General features: G+C 50.6%; 19 protein-coding genes. 1 reads left to right on the top strand and 18 read right to left on the bottom strand.

The window, feature by feature from the left end; genetic code table 11:
- Positions 1-29: 29 nt before the first annotated feature.
- The 13 genes from dinG to CRG97_RS11485 all read right to left on the bottom strand — a co-directional run bounded on the left by dinG (position 30) and on the right by CRG97_RS11485 (position 12,666).
- Positions 30-2,906, bottom strand: coding sequence for an ATP-dependent DNA helicase DinG (gene dinG / locus CRG97_RS11545; protein WP_098743049.1), 2,877 nt, complete (start codon positions 2,904-2,906; stop codon positions 30-32).
- Between the two features lie 171 nt (positions 2,907-3,077).
- Positions 3,078-3,707 carry a hypothetical protein gene (locus tag CRG97_RS11540; protein WP_076320997.1) on the bottom strand — a complete coding sequence of 210 codons (630 nt, stop codon included), beginning with the start codon at positions 3,705-3,707 and terminating at the stop codon, positions 3,078-3,080.
- Positions 3,708-3,828: 121 nt separating this feature from the next.
- Entirely contained in the window at positions 3,829-4,212 is a 384-nt protein-coding gene (gene panD, locus CRG97_RS11535; protein WP_076320996.1) for an aspartate 1-decarboxylase, read from the bottom strand.
- Positions 4,205-5,095, bottom strand: coding sequence for a pantoate--beta-alanine ligase (panC, locus tag CRG97_RS11530; RefSeq protein WP_098743048.1), 891 nt, complete (start codon positions 5,093-5,095; stop codon positions 4,205-4,207). Before panC ends, panD begins: the two co-directional genes overlap by 8 nt.
- Positions 5,092-5,979 carry a 3-methyl-2-oxobutanoate hydroxymethyltransferase gene (panB, locus tag CRG97_RS11525; RefSeq protein WP_098743047.1) on the bottom strand — a complete coding sequence of 296 codons (888 nt, stop codon included), beginning with the start codon at positions 5,977-5,979 and terminating at the stop codon, positions 5,092-5,094. The genes panC and panB overlap by 4 nt, the downstream gene beginning before the upstream one ends.
- Positions 5,980-6,280: 301 nt before the next feature.
- Positions 6,281-7,261, bottom strand: coding sequence for a biotin--[acetyl-CoA-carboxylase] ligase (locus tag CRG97_RS11520; RefSeq protein WP_098743046.1), 981 nt, complete (start codon positions 7,259-7,261; stop codon positions 6,281-6,283).
- A complete protein-coding gene (locus CRG97_RS11515; RefSeq protein WP_098743045.1) occupies positions 7,248-8,543 on the bottom strand; it encodes a CCA tRNA nucleotidyltransferase in 1,296 nt (431 codons plus the stop codon). Before CRG97_RS11515 ends, CRG97_RS11520 begins: the two co-directional genes overlap by 14 nt.
- Positions 8,544-8,586: 43 nt before the next feature.
- Entirely contained in the window at positions 8,587-9,750 is a 1,164-nt protein-coding gene (bshA, locus tag CRG97_RS11510) for an N-acetyl-alpha-D-glucosaminyl L-malate synthase BshA (RefSeq protein WP_076320991.1), read from the bottom strand.
- 31 nt (positions 9,751-9,781) lie between these two features.
- Positions 9,782-10,489: a bacillithiol biosynthesis deacetylase BshB1 gene (gene bshB1, locus CRG97_RS11505; RefSeq protein ID WP_098743044.1), complete on the bottom strand. Its 708-nt coding sequence runs from the start codon at positions 10,487-10,489 to the stop codon at positions 9,782-9,784.
- Entirely contained in the window at positions 10,489-10,908 is a 420-nt protein-coding gene (mgsA, locus tag CRG97_RS11500) for a methylglyoxal synthase (RefSeq protein ID WP_098743043.1), read from the bottom strand. Before mgsA ends, bshB1 begins: the two co-directional genes overlap by 1 nt.
- 18 nt (positions 10,909-10,926) lie before the next feature.
- On the bottom strand, positions 10,927-11,730 hold the full coding sequence (gene dapB / locus CRG97_RS11495; protein WP_098743042.1) for a 4-hydroxy-tetrahydrodipicolinate reductase: 804 nt from the start codon (positions 11,728-11,730) through the stop codon (positions 10,927-10,929).
- A 17-nt stretch (positions 11,731-11,747) separates the two neighbouring features.
- Positions 11,748-12,287, bottom strand: coding sequence for a tetratricopeptide repeat protein (locus CRG97_RS11490; protein WP_071218386.1), 540 nt, complete (start codon positions 12,285-12,287; stop codon positions 11,748-11,750).
- Between the two features lie 49 nt (positions 12,288-12,336).
- Positions 12,337-12,666, bottom strand: a complete 330-nt coding sequence (locus tag CRG97_RS11485; RefSeq protein WP_076320987.1) for a nucleotide pyrophosphohydrolase — start codon at positions 12,664-12,666, stop codon at positions 12,337-12,339.
- 225 nt (positions 12,667-12,891) lie between these two features.
- On the opposite strand from CRG97_RS11485, the gene CRG97_RS11480 reads away from it, so the two are divergent.
- Entirely contained in the window at positions 12,892-13,761 is an 870-nt protein-coding gene (locus CRG97_RS11480; protein WP_098743041.1) for a YitT family protein, read from the top strand.
- Positions 13,762-13,806: 45 nt separating this feature from the next.
- On the opposite strand, the gene CRG97_RS11475 is transcribed toward CRG97_RS11480, so the two are convergent.
- From CRG97_RS11475 to CRG97_RS11455, 5 genes are all read right to left on the bottom strand, one after another.
- Positions 13,807-14,667 carry a sporulation protein YpjB gene (locus CRG97_RS11475; protein ID WP_098743040.1) on the bottom strand — a complete coding sequence of 287 codons (861 nt, stop codon included), beginning with the start codon at positions 14,665-14,667 and terminating at the stop codon, positions 13,807-13,809.
- A 66-nt stretch (positions 14,668-14,733) separates the two neighbouring features.
- Complete coding sequence (locus tag CRG97_RS11470; protein ID WP_098743039.1) at positions 14,734-15,366, bottom strand: DUF1405 domain-containing protein; 633 nt, start codon at positions 15,364-15,366, stop codon at positions 14,734-14,736.
- Positions 15,367-15,505: 139 nt separating this feature from the next.
- Entirely contained in the window at positions 15,506-16,393 is an 888-nt protein-coding gene (locus tag CRG97_RS11465) for a menaquinol-cytochrome c reductase cytochrome b/c subunit (protein ID WP_098743038.1), read from the bottom strand.
- A 21-nt stretch (positions 16,394-16,414) separates the two neighbouring features.
- Entirely contained in the window at positions 16,415-17,086 is a 672-nt protein-coding gene (qcrB, locus tag CRG97_RS11460; RefSeq protein WP_006209500.1) for a menaquinol-cytochrome c reductase cytochrome b subunit, read from the bottom strand.
- 15 nt (positions 17,087-17,101) lie between these two features.
- Entirely contained in the window at positions 17,102-17,647 is a 546-nt protein-coding gene (locus CRG97_RS11455; protein ID WP_015734548.1) for a Rieske (2Fe-2S) protein, read from the bottom strand.
- Positions 17,648-17,683 lie beyond the last annotated feature (36 nt).

Here is a 17,683-nt window from a genome sequence, read left to right as displayed (position 1 = left end):
GACCGATCATTTCGTTCATTGTTTCGCTTTTATTCAGCTTGGTTCTCTACGCCTGCCTCTTCCTGCAGCCATTCCGAAATTCGGGGAACGATCCCCTCTGTCGGCATGTGCTCCATCTTCGGCCCCGGCAAAGAATATAAGAAATATTTCCCGTAATAGGATTCAATGACCCGGGTATCGTAGACGATGACAATCCCCTTATCTTGCGCGGTCCGCACCAGTCGGCCAAATCCCTGTTTGAAGCGAATGACCGCTTGCGGAACCGAAAGCTTCATGAACGGGTTCTTCTTCTGCTGCTGCAGCAATTCGCTCTTGGCTTCGACCAAGGGATGATTCGGCGGCTGGAACGGCAGCCGGATGATCGCAAGGCAAGTGAGCGCCTCACCGGGTATGTCTACCCCTTCCCAGAAGGAGCTGGTACCCAGCAAGACGGAAGCGCTGCTATCCTGGAATCTCCGGATTAACTTGGTACGGCTGGTTCCGTCCATCCCTTGTCCCAGTACCGTAATATCGCTGGATGCCAGCGCCTCCTTCAACGGCTCGTGCACCTGACGCAGCATGCGGTACGAGGTGAACAGCACAAGCATGCGGCCATGCGTAGCGATTGCCGTATCGGCCAATGATTGCACAAGTGTATTCACAAAGAGTGCATCCCCGACCGAGCCCTTCACGCTCGGAAAATCGCGCGGCACGACAAGGAGGGCCTGCTCCCTGTAATTAAACGGGGACGGCAGCAGAACCGTGTTCAGGTTGCCGCTATCTGCCGCTTCCTGAAGACCCAAGTTCTCGATCATGAACTGAAACGATTTGTCCACCGACAAGGTCGCCGATGTCAGGATCACGCTTTGTTTCTTGTCAAAAAACAATTCCTTCAAGTGGGTGCTTACATCGACAGGCACTGCATAAAGCTGCAGCGATTTGCCGCGGAAATTCCCGTTAGCCTCCATCCAGTATACCGTGCCTTCATCATTCAGAGCCATGAAGGACCTCAGGTCCTCGCGGTGTGCGGCCAGGTCCTTAAACAGACCCGATAGGTCTGTTAACAAACTGTCCGCGCTGTAGTCGTCCAGATCTTCCTTCATCTCGGCGATCAGCTTGTCACCCTTGCGAACGACATCGCCCAGCGTCACATGAATTTGATGCTCCAGCTCGGCCAGCGAATCCCAATCCTTCGGCTTCTTCAGAGGCGATAAGCGAAGCGAGAATTGACCGGCATCCCCCGGAGTCGCGTCTCCGCGTTCCGGAAGGAGTCCGAACAATTGATCGCTGAGCCGGTCCCAATTCTCTTTTGCGGTGATCAGATCCGGATAAATCCGGTCTATGATGGAGGACCACTCGACAGCCTTCTCATGCGATGATGCTTGCAGCAGCTGGCGAAGAGCCGGAAGCTGACCGCTGCGGCTGTCTTTGTACATACGGGTCAACGTATGGACAACCGAAAAATATTTCATCTGCAAGCCAAGGTGCTTGCCGGCGACGTCCTCCAGATGATGCGCTTCGTCAATAACGAGACGCTCATAACTCGGAAGCAGCTGATGATTCGCTTTTACGTCGGTGAACAGCTTCGAATGGTTCGTAATGACAACATCCGCGATGCCCGCTTCATGTTTGGCCCTGTGATAGTAGCATTTGCGGAACCATGGGCAGGCACGGCCAAGGCAGGAATCCGAATCGCTGGAGATCGTTTCCCAGAAATCCCCTCCGCGACCGCCAAAGTTCAGCTCTTCATCATCCCCGTTCTCCGTCTGGGTCAGCCAGACCAGCATCTGCGCCGCGGTGATCACATCTTCCTTCGGGGAATGAAAATCTCTTCTATTTATTTTATGTTCAAATTTTCTCAAACACAAATAATGGCCTCTTCCCTTGAAAATAGCCGCTTTAAAAGGAAAAGGAACAACCTGGGTGAGCAGGGGAATATCCCGGTCACGCAGCTGTTCTTGAAGGTTGATTGTATGCGTGCTCACCATAACCTTCTGTTCCTGCTTCACGCTTTGATAAATCGACGGCAGCAAATACCCGAGGGATTTGCCTGTTCCCGTGCCGGCTTCGATCAATAAATGTTTATTGTCATCCAGGGCCTGCATCACTTCCTGAAACATCATGTCCTGGGCATCCCTGCTCTCATAATGAGGCAGCGTTTCCTTTAGGCGTTCACGGACATCATTCATGTATTGCTCAAAGCTTACATCCGCCAGCGGATTAGGCTCCGACTCATCCCTGACAGGCGCAATATCGTTCCAATCGTCAACGGCCAGGGCAAATTGACGATAGTACGTATGGGTGTCTCCGGCTTGTACAGCCTGAAACTCCCTGTCAGCACGGATGCCGTCAAAGAACCAGGCCAGGTCGCTGTCCTCGTCGGCAAACAGGTCGCTTAACCGCTGCACGGTAAGCAGAGGTAGCTCATCGATCTCCTCCAGGCATTTCAGCAGCGCATAGGCTGTGGCAAGCGCATCGCTGTCCGCCTGATGCGGACGGTCATGCTCCAGACCGAAATGAGAAGAGACCATCCCGAGCTGATAAGAAGGCAGCGAGGGAAAACATATTTTTAAGAAGTGCATCGTATCTAGAATTCGGCCGCTGAACGGTAAATAGCCGCAGCGATCGAGTGCATTTTGCAAAAAGTTAAAATCAAAAGCGACATTATGCCCAACCAATACAACATCGTCGAGCATGGGCACGAGTTCCATCATCATTTCTTCCAATGACGGAGCATTCGCTACATCACTGTCGGAAATGCCGGTCAAACCGGTAATAAAAGGAGGGATCGGAATCCCGGGATTGACATAGGTGCCGTATACGCGGGAGATGCTTCGATCCTCTTCGATGATGGCCAGTCCAACCTGAATGATCTCATCTGCTGACTGGTTGCCCGTGGTTTCAAAATCCAATACGGCAAATTTCATTTCGATAAAATCCCTTTCCTCCAGACTAATTAACAGCATACCAGAAGTTGCGGGTTTTGAACATTCCGGGTAAAAAATCCCCTGTTACTCCTCCATCGCTCCATACGACAAGAAGCGATACCAAGGACTCAGGAATGAGCTCTGGCATCGCTTCTTGTAATGGCTTGATTTCTACAGCAAAGAGATTAATTGGCTGCCGTATTGGAGCTCACCGCGATTCTGCTTGCAGACCTCCAAATTGATAATGGGGTCGGGAAGCGTCGGGTCGCTGTGAATCGCCAGTGCAAAATGCTCCTCGGCTTTCCCTTGTTGTCCATTCAACACCTCGATGCATCCAAGCGCGTTGTAAATCATCGCTCGCATCTTCTTGTTGTCTGCCAGGGGCAGGATGGACACCAATACATCGGACGCTGGTATGGTTTGCCCCAAATAAAGATGGGACATCGCAATATACAGCTTGATCAGAAGGCTATCCGGAAATACTGTGGCGGCCACCTCAAATTGCTGTATAGCCGGCTGGAACATCAACAACTTGTAATAACCTTGGCCGCGAATGAATGCATCAAGCTGCAGTTCAGGCGCTTCGGTCGGTGGAAAAACAGGAGGTGAGGCGGCACTCTCGCGGAAGATAGCCATCTTCTCTTCAAAATGGAGCCATTCCTCGATAATGCCCTCGCTCATGCTTTTGAGCATGTTCCAGTTTTGTACCAGCGCCTGTTTTTGGGGACCTTGAGCAGAAGGGTAATGCTTCACAATTTCATCTAACATGTTGTTCATTTCAGCGAATACATGTTGAAACATAGCTGCATCCCACCCTTAGCGGAAAAATGAGATCAGTGCGTCGACCTGAACTCATTTTCTGTAGAAGTCGGTCTTTTCATCCCTTTAAGGTCCCGACACATTTTGGCTCTTAGGAGACCAATTAGAGAACCGCGGCGTGAACCTCACGGTATTCCGTGTTAACCGGCTTATTCATTTCGTCAACGATCACAACCGTTGGGGTGTGATTGTCGTATTCCTCTTTAGACATCATGGCATAAGAAATGATAATGACGTTGTCGCCAGGCTGTACAAGCCTTGCAGCTGCACCGTTCAGACAAATCACGCCACTGCCGCGTTCGCCTTTGATCACGTACGTTTCCAGTCGGGCGCCATTGTTATTGTTCACGATTTGAACTTTTTCATTCTCCAAAAGGTCTGCAGCCTCCATTAGATCCTCATCAATGGTAATGCTGCCCACATAGTTCAGATTGGCTTCCGTCACCGTTGCGCGGTGGATTTTGGATTTCATCATTGTTCTAAACATGGGATCCCCCTACTTTTGGTTGAAGTAACGCATTGTCAATGAGACGGGTGCGGCCAAATCGTACGGCCAGCGCCATAATGACGGTTCTGCCTTCATCCGCAATGCGATATGAATCTTCCACGGGAACAAGTTCCGGGAAAGTGAGCAATTCTGCATAATCAATATCAGCGAGCGGGGACTGGGATATAAAATCCCGAAGATGAGCACGGATCTCTCCTGCCGTCGTCGCTTGTCCCTGCTGGATCATCTCCTGAGCGGTCCGCAGAGAGCCCGACAGCACAAGTGCCTGTTCCCGCTCTTCCGGCTTCAAATACACGTTGCGTGAGCTTAGAGCAAGGCCGTCAGATTCGCGGATGATCGGACAAGGCACGATGGTTACGTCCATGTTCAAATCTTGAACCATTTGCTCAATGACGGCTACCTGCTGGGCATCCTTCATTCCGAAGAAAGCATAGTCAGGTTTTACGATATTAAACAATTTATTAACAACCGTGGTAACACCGTCAAAATGCCCGGGACGGGAGGCCCCGCACAACAAAGACGTAATTTCCGATACAGCGATTTTGGTTTTGGTCGGCTGGGGATACATTTCCTGAACCGTGGGAATAAAAACCACGTTCACCCCTTCGGATTCCGCCAACGCCAGATCGCGTGCCTCATCCCGGGGATAGGTCTCATAATCCTCACCCGGTCCGAATTGAATCGGATTGACAAAGATACTGACAACCACCGTACCTGCCATTTCTCGCGCCTTACGCATCAGGCTGGCGTGTCCTTCATGCAAATAACCCATCGTAGGCACAAGTCCTACCGTACCACTGCCGGATTCCCGGCGGTCCTTAAGTTCTGATCTTAATTCCGCAATGGTGCGAATCACTTTCATGATGTCGTGCCCACCTTTTCCTTTTTGCTTCCATATAATGTTGTTGTCGTTTCTGAACCTGCATGATTCTCCGCCTTGAAGACATGCTCCTCTGCCGGGAATGAGCGGTCCTTCACTTCCTTCACATACTGCGTAATGCCTTCACGGATGACGGAGCCCACATCAGCATATGTTTTCACGAAGCGTTTGTCCCGATAGGGAGACGCATATTTGATTAAATCGTGGAATACCAGAACCTGACCGTCGCAGTAACGACCCGCTCCGATGCCAATCGTCGGTATGCTCAGCGCTTTGGATATTTCCGCCGCTGCCTCTTCCGTAACCAGCTCCAATACAATTGCGAATGCTCCAGCCGCTTCAAGTGCCTTTGCATCATTCATGAGCCGCTGCGCGTCTTGGGCATCCTTGCCTTGGATCCGGTAGCCTCCAATTTGATTCACCGACTGAGGCGTCAGCCCGATATGACCCAGTACCGGTACGCCGGACTGTACGATCCGTTTCACGGTGCCGGCGATTTCTTCGCCGCCCTCCATTTTCACGGCATGCGCATGACCTTCCTGCATCAATCTCCGCACCCCGCGCAGACTTTCATCAATATCTCCGTGATAGGTCATAAACGGCATATCCGCTACGATAAAAGTTTCTTCCGCTCCACGAGCGACGGCACGGGTATGGTATACCATGTCGTCCAGCGTTACCGGAATTGTGGAGTTATAGCCGAGCACGACATTGCCGAGGGAATCGCCTACCAATATCATATCAATATCCGCTTCCTCCGCCAGCTTGGCGGAAGGATAATCGTACGCGGTCAGCATGGTGATCGGTACACCCTTCTTCTTCATGTTCTTCATCTTCACGATGTTCAGTGGTTGTTTGCCTGCCATTGTGACACAGCCTCCTTTGTGTAAATAAGTTAGACACAATAAAAAAAACCTTTTAGCACATACTTGCTAAAAAGTCCGAAAGGCAAAAAAGAGTCACTCGCGATCGTCCCTTCTGTCTCGGTCCTTTCGGCTCAGAGCAGAATCCAACGTAACCGGCATAACAGTTATGAAGGTGTTCTAAAAAAATAATGCTGTTCAATACCACTTGCTGTAGAGTGCAATTCGCTCATGGCGATACCGCCTCTTGGTCATAGTATAACAAAATCCAACTACGATTTCACCATGTTTCATTTACCTGGTATTAAAAAAGAATTTCACCGGAATACACGGGGATCAGCTCGTCATCTTGATTGCGAACCAGCAGGGCACCATCTCGGTTGAGTCCTGTGGCAATCCCGCTAAAACGGTCACGGGCCGTCTGCACTTGAACTTCCCTGCCCACCGTGCCGGATAAAGCTTCCCAGAGAGAGGCTATAGGTTCGAAGCCCTGCTCGTTGTACAGTTCATATAAAACCTCCATCTCCGCCATGATGGACTGGATCAGCTCTGTCCGGTTGACGGTTGCTCCGCCAGCCATGCGAATCGAAGTCGCAACGCTGCGCAGCTCCTCCGGAAAATCCGATTCTTTCAGATTGGCGCTGATGCCGATACCGGCAATGCAGTAGCGCACCCTTTCGTCTTCTGTTGCAGACTCCAGCAGAATGCCGCACACCTTTTTGCCTTGAAACAGAATGTCGTTTGGCCATTTGATATCGGTCTGGACACCGGCGCACTTCGTGATCGCACGGCATACCGCTACGCCTGTCAACAAGGTGAGCTGCTGGGTTAAATGCAGCGGTTGCTTCGGTCTGAGCACCAGGCTCATCCATATGCCTTTGCCTCTCGGAGAGTGGAATTTCCTTCCCATTCTCCCGCGGCCGCCCGTCTGCTCTTCCGAGATCACAAGCGTGCCTTCGGTTGCCCCTTCTTCCGCCAATTGCCGGGCATCTTCCTGCGTTGACGTCGTTTTGTCAAGCAACTTCAGCGGTTTCCCGAAGGTTTGACTAGTCATCCCCGCTGTCAGTTGTTCCACGCTCAGTTTGTCCGGCTCATCCATCATGCGGTAGCCAAGCCGCGGAACGGCCTCGAAATCATAACCCAAATGACGAAGCTTATTGATCTGCTTCCATACGGCCGTCCGGCTGATGGACAATTTACGGCTGATCTCTTCTCCGGACAAAAACTGGCCGGAATGCTCCTGGAACATTTTCAGAAGTGCATTGTCTTGATCATAATCCTTCATTATGAATTACCACCCGCTTTGCTTCTTCAATCAACGATTCCTTATCGTTGTTAATTAAACCTGCTGCCGCTTTCTCCAGCAATTGCCCGAGAAGTTCGCCTAGCCATGGGCCCCCACGCTTGTCCAGCGCTTCAAGCAGTTCGTTTCCGGTGATGGCCAAATCCTTCAAACTCCGAATTCGGAGTTCCCGGAGCCAACCTTCAAGCTGCTCGATTACGCTAAGTGAGGCAGACGCCGCTCCCGTTCGGTTCAACGCCGTCTGCAAATGCAGCCAGCTTTGAGCTGCCTCGGCTCCGTGGAAAAGAACCAGCTTAATCCACTGGAGCCTAGCGCTCTTGGTATCTTCTTCCTGACCTTGCAGATAGGATTCATGAAGCGCCAGCAGCTTAACGATGGCTTCCCGCTGCTTATTGGAGAACGTCCATGATCGTAGCAGTCCCTCTGCTGCTTGGGCTGAAATGCCACAAGCAAGCAGCAGCAGCGTCCAGCGGATCGTAGATTGCTCCGGCTCGATCCGATTCATTGCTTCTATCGCCTGCGTGTCATGCCCGGTATACGGAAACGGCGCTTTCATTCGGGTGTACAAGCCGCTGCGGACAAACATCTCCAATCCGCGTAAGGGGGCCGGTCCTGTCAATATCTTTTCAAATTCACTGCGAATGCGCTCCATCGCAATCCAGCTTAAGGTATCTCTCTCCGAGAGAATCCCTCTCCATGTATGCACCGCGATGGAGAAACCGAACACGGAGGCGAAACGGATGCAGCGAACCATGCGCAGGGCGTCTTCACGGAAACGAAGACGAGCATCGCCCACGCAGCGGATTACCTGCCTGTCAACATCCGCTCGTCCGCCAAACGGATCCACCCAGGATCCATCAATCCCCCTAGCCATTGCGTTCATCGTAAAATCGCGCCGTCGCAAATCTTCCTTCACATCCCTGACGAAAGCGACCTCCGTTGGATGACGGTGATCCTCATAACCGCTCTCCACCCGATAAGTCGTCACTTCGAAAGACTGACCTTCCATCAGCACCGTCACGGTCCCATGCTTGATTCCTGTAGGAATGACCTTGGGAAAGACGGAACAGGTGACTTCCGGCAAGGCGGAGGTGGTAATATCCATATCACTGACCCTGCGTCCCATGTATTCATCACGGACACAGCCTCCGACCCAATACGCTTCATGTCCATGCCGAAGCAGAGTCCGGATCACGTCCGCACTCCGCTCGGCCATATCGGGATCCGCGTTGCGCCATCGTATTGAATTAAACATATCTGCCATAGTTTCCCGTTCCTTTATCCGAAAAACAACGAGAGGGTCGAGCTTAACCGCATACCGGCTTCAGCTCGCTAACCTCCCGTCCCAATACTCGGTAATAGATTTCTTCGTACTTGCCCCGTATTAATTCATTGCAGAACATCGTCTTGGAACGATGCAAACAAGCCTTGCGCAGCCGCTCACTAAGCGCTTCATCCTTTAAAATTTCAAGCACATGTTGAGCCATCGAATAGGTGTCTCCGATAGGAGCCAAATATCCGGTTTCGCCATGTGTTATCAACTCGGGAATCCCGCCCGCCGTAGAGCCGACGGTAGGCACTCCGCAGGCCATCGCTTCCAGAGCAACCAGGCCAAAGCTTTCTTTCTCCGAAGGAAGCAGCAGCACATCCGCCATCGATATCACGTGCGCAATTTCATCTTGCTTGCCTAGAAAATGTACCTTGCTAGCGAGTCCCAGCTCATTGATCCGGCACTGGATTTTCGGAAGCTCGGGCCCTTCCCCGACAAGCAGCAGTTTCGCCGGCACCTGTTCCTGCACCTGGGCGAATATTTCCAACACGTCAGCTACCCGTTTTACCGGACGGAAGTTGGAAATATGCATCAAGATCTTCTCATTCGGATCTGCATAATCTTTACGCAGCGATTCCGAATCCCGTGGATAATACACCCGCGGATCCACGAAATTGTAGGTAAGGTCAATATCCCGGCTTATATCCAGCAGCTCCCGCGTTTCTCGGATGAGATCCTGAGAAACAGCCGTAACCGCATCACTTTCATTAATAGCGAGTCGAATCAAGTCCTTCAGCGATTCATCCTGCGCCAGAACCGTAATATCGGTTCCATGCAGCGTCGTAACGACCTTCAGCTGATCTCCGACCATCTGCTTCGCTAGGAAGGCACACACGGCATGTGGTACCGCATAGTGCACATGCAGCACATCAAGCTGCTGCATTTTGGCTACCTGAGCCATCTTTGTCGCTAGCGACAAATCATATGGCGGGTATCGAAACACATAGTAGTCGTTCACTTCAACTTCATGATAAAAAATATTTTTATGGAAAGTCCCTAACCGGAACGGAATGCTGTGAGCAATAAAATGAACCTGGTGTCCTTGCTCGGCCAGGAGTTTCCCCAGCTCTGTCGCCACCACGCCCGACCCGCCCAATGAAGGGTAACAGGTAATGCCGATTTTTAATGGTTGTTGATTCATGTCAGGCCTCCTTTACGTACGCCTCTATATATTATGCCTGCTTGGAGCCGAATAGATGAACAACATACGGACTTTTACAAGCGAAACCTTCTGCATATGGAATAAGCCTGCGCGCTCCAAGCAGTGAATCCCTGGCCCGCACACGCTCGATGTACCCCTCAGTCAACGGGGTAGAGACTGCATTTTCTTCAGCCTTCTGGAACTGGGAACGGTAACAAGACAGGGCCTGCTCCTTAACGGCATAATGATCCGTAACGTCAACGACCAGGTCCGTTCTTCCGATATCATTAATGAAATAAAAATAAAGCTCGTCCACCTTAACCGGTGGCTGCTCAGGCATGTAACGACGAAGCTTGGCATTAAATACCGCTTCCTCAACTAAACGGCTGCAAGCCACATGGTCCGGATGGCGATCCTCCCAGTAGGGAGCAAACACAATCGAGGGAGAAAACTTGCGAATCTCGGCCGTGACCCGTTCAATATGCTCCGGCGTCACAAATAAACCGCGGTCCGGCAGTCCCAAATTCGTCCGGACCGTAAGATCCAAAATCCGGGCTGCTTGCTCCGCCTCCTGCTTGCGCATGTCGACGGTGCCGTTAGACGACATCTCAGCCTGCGTCAGATCGCAGATCCCGACCGACAGTCCAGCCGCCGTATGCTTCGCAATCGTTCCTGCCATTCCGATCTCGGCATCGTCAGCGTGTGCTCCGAAAATTAAGATGTCCAGTTGGCTGTTCATTAGCTATCCACACCCGGTTTGTATTTATGAACGAGTTCCCGCCATGCAAAATCGCCACGGTCCAGCGCTTTAACAAGAATCTCGGCCGTTGCCACATTGGTAGCAAGCGGAATTCCCTGCACGTCGCACAGACGAAGGAGTGCATTAATGTCCGGTTCATGAGGCTGTGCCATCAAAGGATCCCGTAAAAAAATGATGAGATCCATCTCATTGTCCGCAACAAGCGCGCCAATTTGCTGGTCGCCACCAAGCGGTCCCGAAGCGAAACGGTGAATGCTGAGTTTGGTTTGCTCCATAATACGGGTCCCCGTCGTTCCCGTCGAGTAAAGATTATGATCTTCGAATACATTTTCATAAGCAATAACGAAGTTGACCATTTCCTCTTTTTTACGGTCATGAGCGATAAATGAAATATTCATAGTAATTTCTCCCCTATGTTAGTCGATAAAATGATCAAATCCATAGACCAAGCCGGTGTAACCCATTACCTTCTCTATAGCCATCTTCACGCCCGGCATATAAGCTGCACGCTCATAGGAATCATGTCGGATCTTCAAGCTTTGTCCGTAACCGCCAAATATAACTTCCTGCTGAGCAAATACACCCGGCAGACGAACACTGTGAATACGGAAGCCGTTATAATATCCGCCTCTGGCGCCTTCAATGACCTCTTCTTCCTTCGGATTGCCTTGCCGGATCTCCTCGCGGTTTGCGGCAATCATTTCCGCTGTCTTGATCGATGTTCCGGATGGCGCATCAAGCTTCTGGTCGCCATGGGTTTCAATGATTTCAACATGAGGCAAATATTTGGCAGCCGCAGCTGCAAACTTCATCATCAGGATCGCTCCGATGGAGAAATTCGGTGCGATCAAACCGCCGATATTCTGCTCCATACACTGCTTGTCCAACTCTTCGATTTGCTCTGGCGTGAAGCCAGTAGTGCCCATGATCGGACGCACGCCGTGCTTGATGGCCAGAGCCGTGTTGCTATAGGCAAATTGCGGTGCTGTAAAGTCAACCATAACATCTGGTTTCGATTCGACCAGCGCCATCTCCAGATCGGATGTCACCGTAATGCCGCAGGCAGGAAGACCCACAAGCGTCCCTGCATCAGCACCTTCATCCGATCGGCCCACAGCGGCAACCAGTTCTAGTTCCTCATCGCCCAAAACAAGCTTCACTACTTCTTTACCCATACGGCCGCCGGCACCGACGACCGCAACTGTCCATTTGTTTGCCATTGTACATGTCCTCACTTTCAATCCGATGCTGTATCCTGCATATATGATTTCAAGCGCTGTTTGAGTTCCTCCATTATATGCTGAAGCCCACTCTCCTGCGGGTACAATGAGATGACCTCTTTTAGTGTAGAAATGGCGCGCGCATGCTCATCGAGTTCGCTATATACCAGAGCAAGCCACACGTAGGCTTGAGCGTACAAAGGGTCCATCGCTACGGCTGATTTCAGATGAGACACGGCCTGATAGAGCTCAGACTTGGTCACATCCTTGCGGTTTTCCACCATTTTTCTGGCACGCTGCACCAGCTCCGCCGCCTTGATATGCTGTAAGTGAAGCGCATATTCCGGTTTGTCCGGCTGCAGCCTGACGGCTTCCTCCGCGTGAGTAATCGCCATCTCCAGTTTGTTGCTTCTACCGTAGGTAATGGAGCATCGGTAATGCACTTCGGCATCTCCCGGATTCGCAATGATCGCTTGCTCAAACCAACGTAACGCCTCTTCGAAATCATTTTGAAGGATGCATCGATATGCTTTTTGTATATAACTTTCAGGTTTCACGGGCTGTCCCTCCCCACAGCGGGTTTGGTACAGCATATGTAGCAGCAGCCTAATCGGTGTTTATTTTCGTCCAACGATCAGCATCACGCGTCGCAAATTTATGCATGACTTTAGCGTGCGCTTCCGCGAGATCGATGCCAAGGGAATTGGCAAAACAAATCGTAATAAACAATATATCTCCAAGTTCCATTTCGATTGAATTGTCTGCTTCATCGGCCTTTTTCGGTTTCTCACCGAACTGATGATTAACCTCTCTGGCGAGTTCGCCCACCTCTTCGGACATCCGGGCCATCATGGATAAAGGACTGAAATAACCTTCCTTGAATTGTGATATGTATTGATCGACTTCCTGCTGCATTTCAGCCATTGATTTTTCCAAGACTCTATAACTCCCTTCACTGCGCAGTCTGCCTCAACTTGCAATATCCAAGCTGTAAGCAGCATTCTCTTATGACGAGCGATTGGTTTTAAACCTATGTTATCGTAAAGCGGATTTGAAAACAAATAATTTTTTATGGCTGGAACATGATCGGCACATACTAAGCAGGTGTACAAGCAACCTGCCATACGGGTAATATCCACAATTGGAAATGTGAGGGGTCTTATGAAAACGTCCAAGATGTTAATTCAGCTTCATACGATCATTCCGATCATCGCCGGTTCCGCCATTTACGCATTCGGCCTTCTGTATTTCATCATTCCGAATGAACTCATGGAGGGGGGCGTCACCGGTATTACCGTACTGCTGAACTATGCCTTTAACATATCGCCGTCCATCTCAACTATGGCGCTCAATATCCCGTTATTCTTGGTCGGCATGAAAATCCTCGGTAAACGCCAGTCGATTTACACAGGTCTCGGTATCGCCTCATTAACCCTGTTTTTGTGGCTGTTTGAAGCTTTGATCGATCGCGGCTATGTTGTACCGTTTCAGACCGAGCAGGATTATATTCTTGCTGCGCTCTACGCTGGTGTCACATTGGGCGCTGGACTCGGCATTGTGTTCCGGTTTGGCGGGACGACAGGCGGTTCAGACATCATTGCCAGAATCATCAACCGAAAATTCGGCTTCAGTATGGGCCAGATCATTCTATCCCTTGATATCTTGATCATTGGGCTTTCTTTATTCTTTATCCCGCTCGAGCGGATATTGTATACCCTCGTTGCCGTATTCATCGCTTCCAAGGTCATCGATTTCATACAGGAGGGAGCTTACGCCGCCAAAGCCTTCACTATCATCAGTGATCACGCACCCGATATCGCCCATCGCATATCAACCGAGATGGAACGCGGAGTAACACTGATCCCGGCCATCGGCGCCTACTCCAAGCAAGCCAAGCATATGGTGTACTGCGTCGTATCGAGGCAGGAAATTCGCCGCCTAACGGGAATCGCCAAATCATTGGACCCTCAGGCATTTATTATCATTAATGATGTCAATGATGTGCATGGCGAAGGATTTAAAGAAGAATAGCCCGGTTTGCACCGGGCCTCAATCAGAACAACTATGGATTCCCGCCTACATTTTGCGAGGGAACATGGGTTTTGCGCTATACAACTGACCTCGGTATTTGCGGTATCCCGCAAACGTTAATGCCGCCAAAATGAAAGCGCCGATGACCAGCTGCCACGTCCATGGCTCCTTGACCTCTCCCAGCGGAGCTAGGGCGGGCTCATCCTTTTTCTTGCCAAACAGCGTGTTGATCATTCCCTCGCCCTGCGGAACCATTTTTTGCACCTGAGCCGTGTCCCCAGATGACACCAGACCCCCGGCATAAGAAATCCAGGACTCCATCATGTTAACCTCCTCAGGCTTTCGCTGTATGACAACAGAAGGACGGATGAGTTCATAATGTTCACTCAGGCTGTCATACGCTCGTCTCATGCCAGCCTGATCCTGCTGGACGGCATACTCCCCCATGACCCTCAGGTCTTCACGTATGACCTTGTAATATTGCAGCCATAACGCATCTCTGGTATGAATCAGGCTATCGGTTGCCATTCGGAGTTTACCTGCGGACACCATCCAGTGCTGCGGCTCCTGCGTGGCCCTTGCCGTGGCTTCTTTCATCTCCAAAATGCTCTCAGCCAACGCATGAATCCCTTCTACACCGGTCAATCCCTGAAATGACGAAGCCTCAAACATCCCGGATACCCGGCGAACATCCTCCAGCACAGCTTGTACATTGCCTTCCTCCACATGGCGGTATAGCTGCTCCACTTCCTTGTTCAGCGCCTTAGCCTGTATGGATGCAGCGGGCGAAGTCTCCGACTGTCCGTTTGCCGGGGTAGCCCACACCACAGGATCACCCATGCTGACAGTAACCAGCATAAGCAGTGCAAACAGACACAGCAGGAGCTTCGGAAAGGTTCGAAACATGGGACATCCCTCCTACCGTATATGTATGGCAGAAGGGATGCTCATAGAACCGTGTAACCTAAACGGCTAACGTTGTTTGGAATTCCCATATTTCATGAAGATCCAGCCGGCGAAACCGCTGAAAAGAGTCAAAAGATAAGTAAACAGCTCGACCGCTGATAGGTCGTCATATAACTGACCCGGCAGCCAAGGAAATACGCCGTACGTATAGTCTACGGTATCATTCAGCAGTGTCCAGGCAATGGCCCCGGTGAGCGCTGTCCAGCGATAATGAAACAATCGTACAAACAATAGCGCTTCCACCGCCATCGCCGTATGCGAAGCGACGAGCATCCAATCCTGCCATCCCAGCACATCCCCTTGGGCTTGTCCGGCAAATATGATGGCAACAGCCCATATCCCATACTTCACGGATGTCACGACCGCCAGCGCCTCAATGAATTGCTGAAACAAGGAGCCCCCAAGCCCCCGAGGCGGGTAGAGGAGCAGCAGAAGCGCCAAACTGAAGAATAAACTGGCCGTCGGGCTGTCCGGTACGAATATGACCTGCCATAGCAAGCCATGATCCACCGTATCGACCATTTGCCCCCCGTACCATATGTATCCATAGATCGTTCCAAGGATGTTGCAGATGAGCAGCAGCCAGAGAATCGATCGCTTGCTTAGAAATTCCCGGCTCCAAAAATACGAAATCGACAAACTCCGTCCTCCTGTCCTGTTCCTTGTATTCTTACTTTTACGACTAATGCCGATTATACCTAAACTGTGCATATTTTTCATCTATGTACAACATTTAAAAAAGAACCTGACCGAATGCGGTCAGGTTCTTCTATTTATCTTACTCTGCAGCTGCTTCTGCCTTTTGGCTTGCAAGCCAATCAGCCAGCTGATCAAGTTGTTCTTCGGTGACACCAGCACCCAGGGCCATGTCTTTCATAGGTGGCATGCCACCTTGGCCATTTTCAATAATAGCCACGATCTCTTCTTTCGTGTGGGTATCCCCGACACCGCGAAGCGATGGTCCAGATGCCCCTTTCAAATCTGCAGCATGACAAGAGATACAGGTAGCTGTCTTAAAGGTTTCCATCGCGGGATTATCCTTATCAACGATCGCTACAACACTGTCTTCAGCCTGCTTGCCACTAGTCGTTGGTAGACCAGCTGCATGTTTCTCTTCCGCCTCTTCTTCACGCTGGATATGCTCAGGCTTCTGTCCAGTCGCTTCCAGCTCATGCGCATAGTGGGTCCATGCTGCATTTGTCAGATAGATGACTGCAAATAACGACAGAATCATAAGGGCCGAAGTAATAGGGCGCTTGTAGAAGCGTCGCTCTTTCCCCGTATCAAGGAAAGGAACCAAGAGCAATGCGCCAAAGGCAACGCCCGAAACGCCAAGGGTACCCAGTACTACATAATCACCGGAAGCGTATGGAAGCTTCAGGTATTCATACAGGAACAGGAAGTACCAGTCCGGCATCGGGATTACAGAAGCTCCCGGATCCGCCGGATAACCGAGCGGAGCCGGCTCCGAGATGGTCAGCACAAGGAAACCGACCAATACAACTACACCAACCATCCATTCCTTCAACAAGAAGTTAGGAATGAACGCTTCTGATTTGCCGGGATAAGCGGTGTAATCCGGCGGCGTAACCCAACCGCTGCCTTTTTTCACACGCGAATCGCCGACATAAACTACTTTCTCATCAGATTTATGACCATGTGCCATAAATATGCGCCTCCCTTCTTCTTATAGTGGACCGGAAATACCTTGTCTGCGGATCATGATAAAGTGTCCTACCAATAGAGCAAGAAGGACAGCCGGAAGGAAGAATACGTGAATCGCGAAGAAACGCGTTAACGTTTCGGCACCTACGATCGTACCACCTTGCAGCAATTCTTTAATGATAGGTCCAAGCCAAGGTACGGAGTTCGCAATCTCCAATGTAACTTTTGTAGCGAAGTAAGCTTTGTTATCCCATGGCAGCAGGTAACCTGTCAAACCAAGACCGAGCATAACAAAGAAAATGAGCATACCAACGACCCAGTTCATTTCACGCGGCGCTTTGTAAGAGCCTGTGAAGAACACGCGCATCGTATGCAAGAACATCATGACGATTACCAAGCTGGCGCCCCAGTGATGCATGCCGCGGACAATTTGTCCGAAGGCTACCTGTGTTTGCAGGTACTCAACACTGTTGTAAGCGTTTATGATATCCGGTACATAATACATCGTCAGGAACATCCCCGACAGAATCTGGATGACTGTGATAAAAAACGTCAAGCCGCCGAAACAGTACACAAACGCGGAGAAATGATGCGCCGGGTTTACGTGTTCCGGTACCTCGTGATCTGCAACGTCTCTCCAAATCGGCGTGATATCGAGACGTTCATCAATCCAGTTGTAGACATTCTTCAACATCTGAATCTACGCCTCCTATTTAACTACGGTATTTGGCACGATGGCGCCGAGGTAAATCCAGCCGTTCTCGATTTTCGTCTCGTACTGGTCAAGCGGCTTCGGCGCGACTGCCAGGTTCTTACCGTCCGGTGTATAACGCGCACCGTGGCAAGGGCAGTGGTATTCATCAGGGAAATTTTTGTTGTTATTCCATCCAACAAGGCATCCCAAATGCTTACAAATTGGTGAAAGCGCTACAATTTCACCTTGATCGTTCTTACGAATCCACGCCGTCAAAGTAGCTGTACTGTTGTACCAGCCGTCCTGCTGTTTGAGCTCAAAATGGAATTCCTGTGGATCGTTAGTAATTTTGCTCTCTTCCGCGACCTTTACAAAAGACCCTTCTTCTTTATTTTGAAGAATCGGATCAACGGCAAAGCGAAGCATTGGCAAAACTACTCCAGCAGCCATATAAGCTGTGGCACCGCCCAACGTGTATGTAAGAAATTGTCTGCGGGACATCTCTTTCTGTCGGGGTGGATTGTGCGATTCTTCATGCTCGTCATTGTGGTTGCTGCTCATTCTGTGTTCAACCCCCTTTGTCAACCGTTCTTAAGT

This window comes from Paenibacillus sp. EZ-K15 (assembly GCF_002573715.1).
GTDB lineage: Bacteria > Bacillota > Bacilli > Paenibacillales > Paenibacillaceae > Paenibacillus_AQ.
Note: the sequence above shows the minus strand (reverse complement) of the source record. Positions and strands in the feature narration are given on the sequence as shown.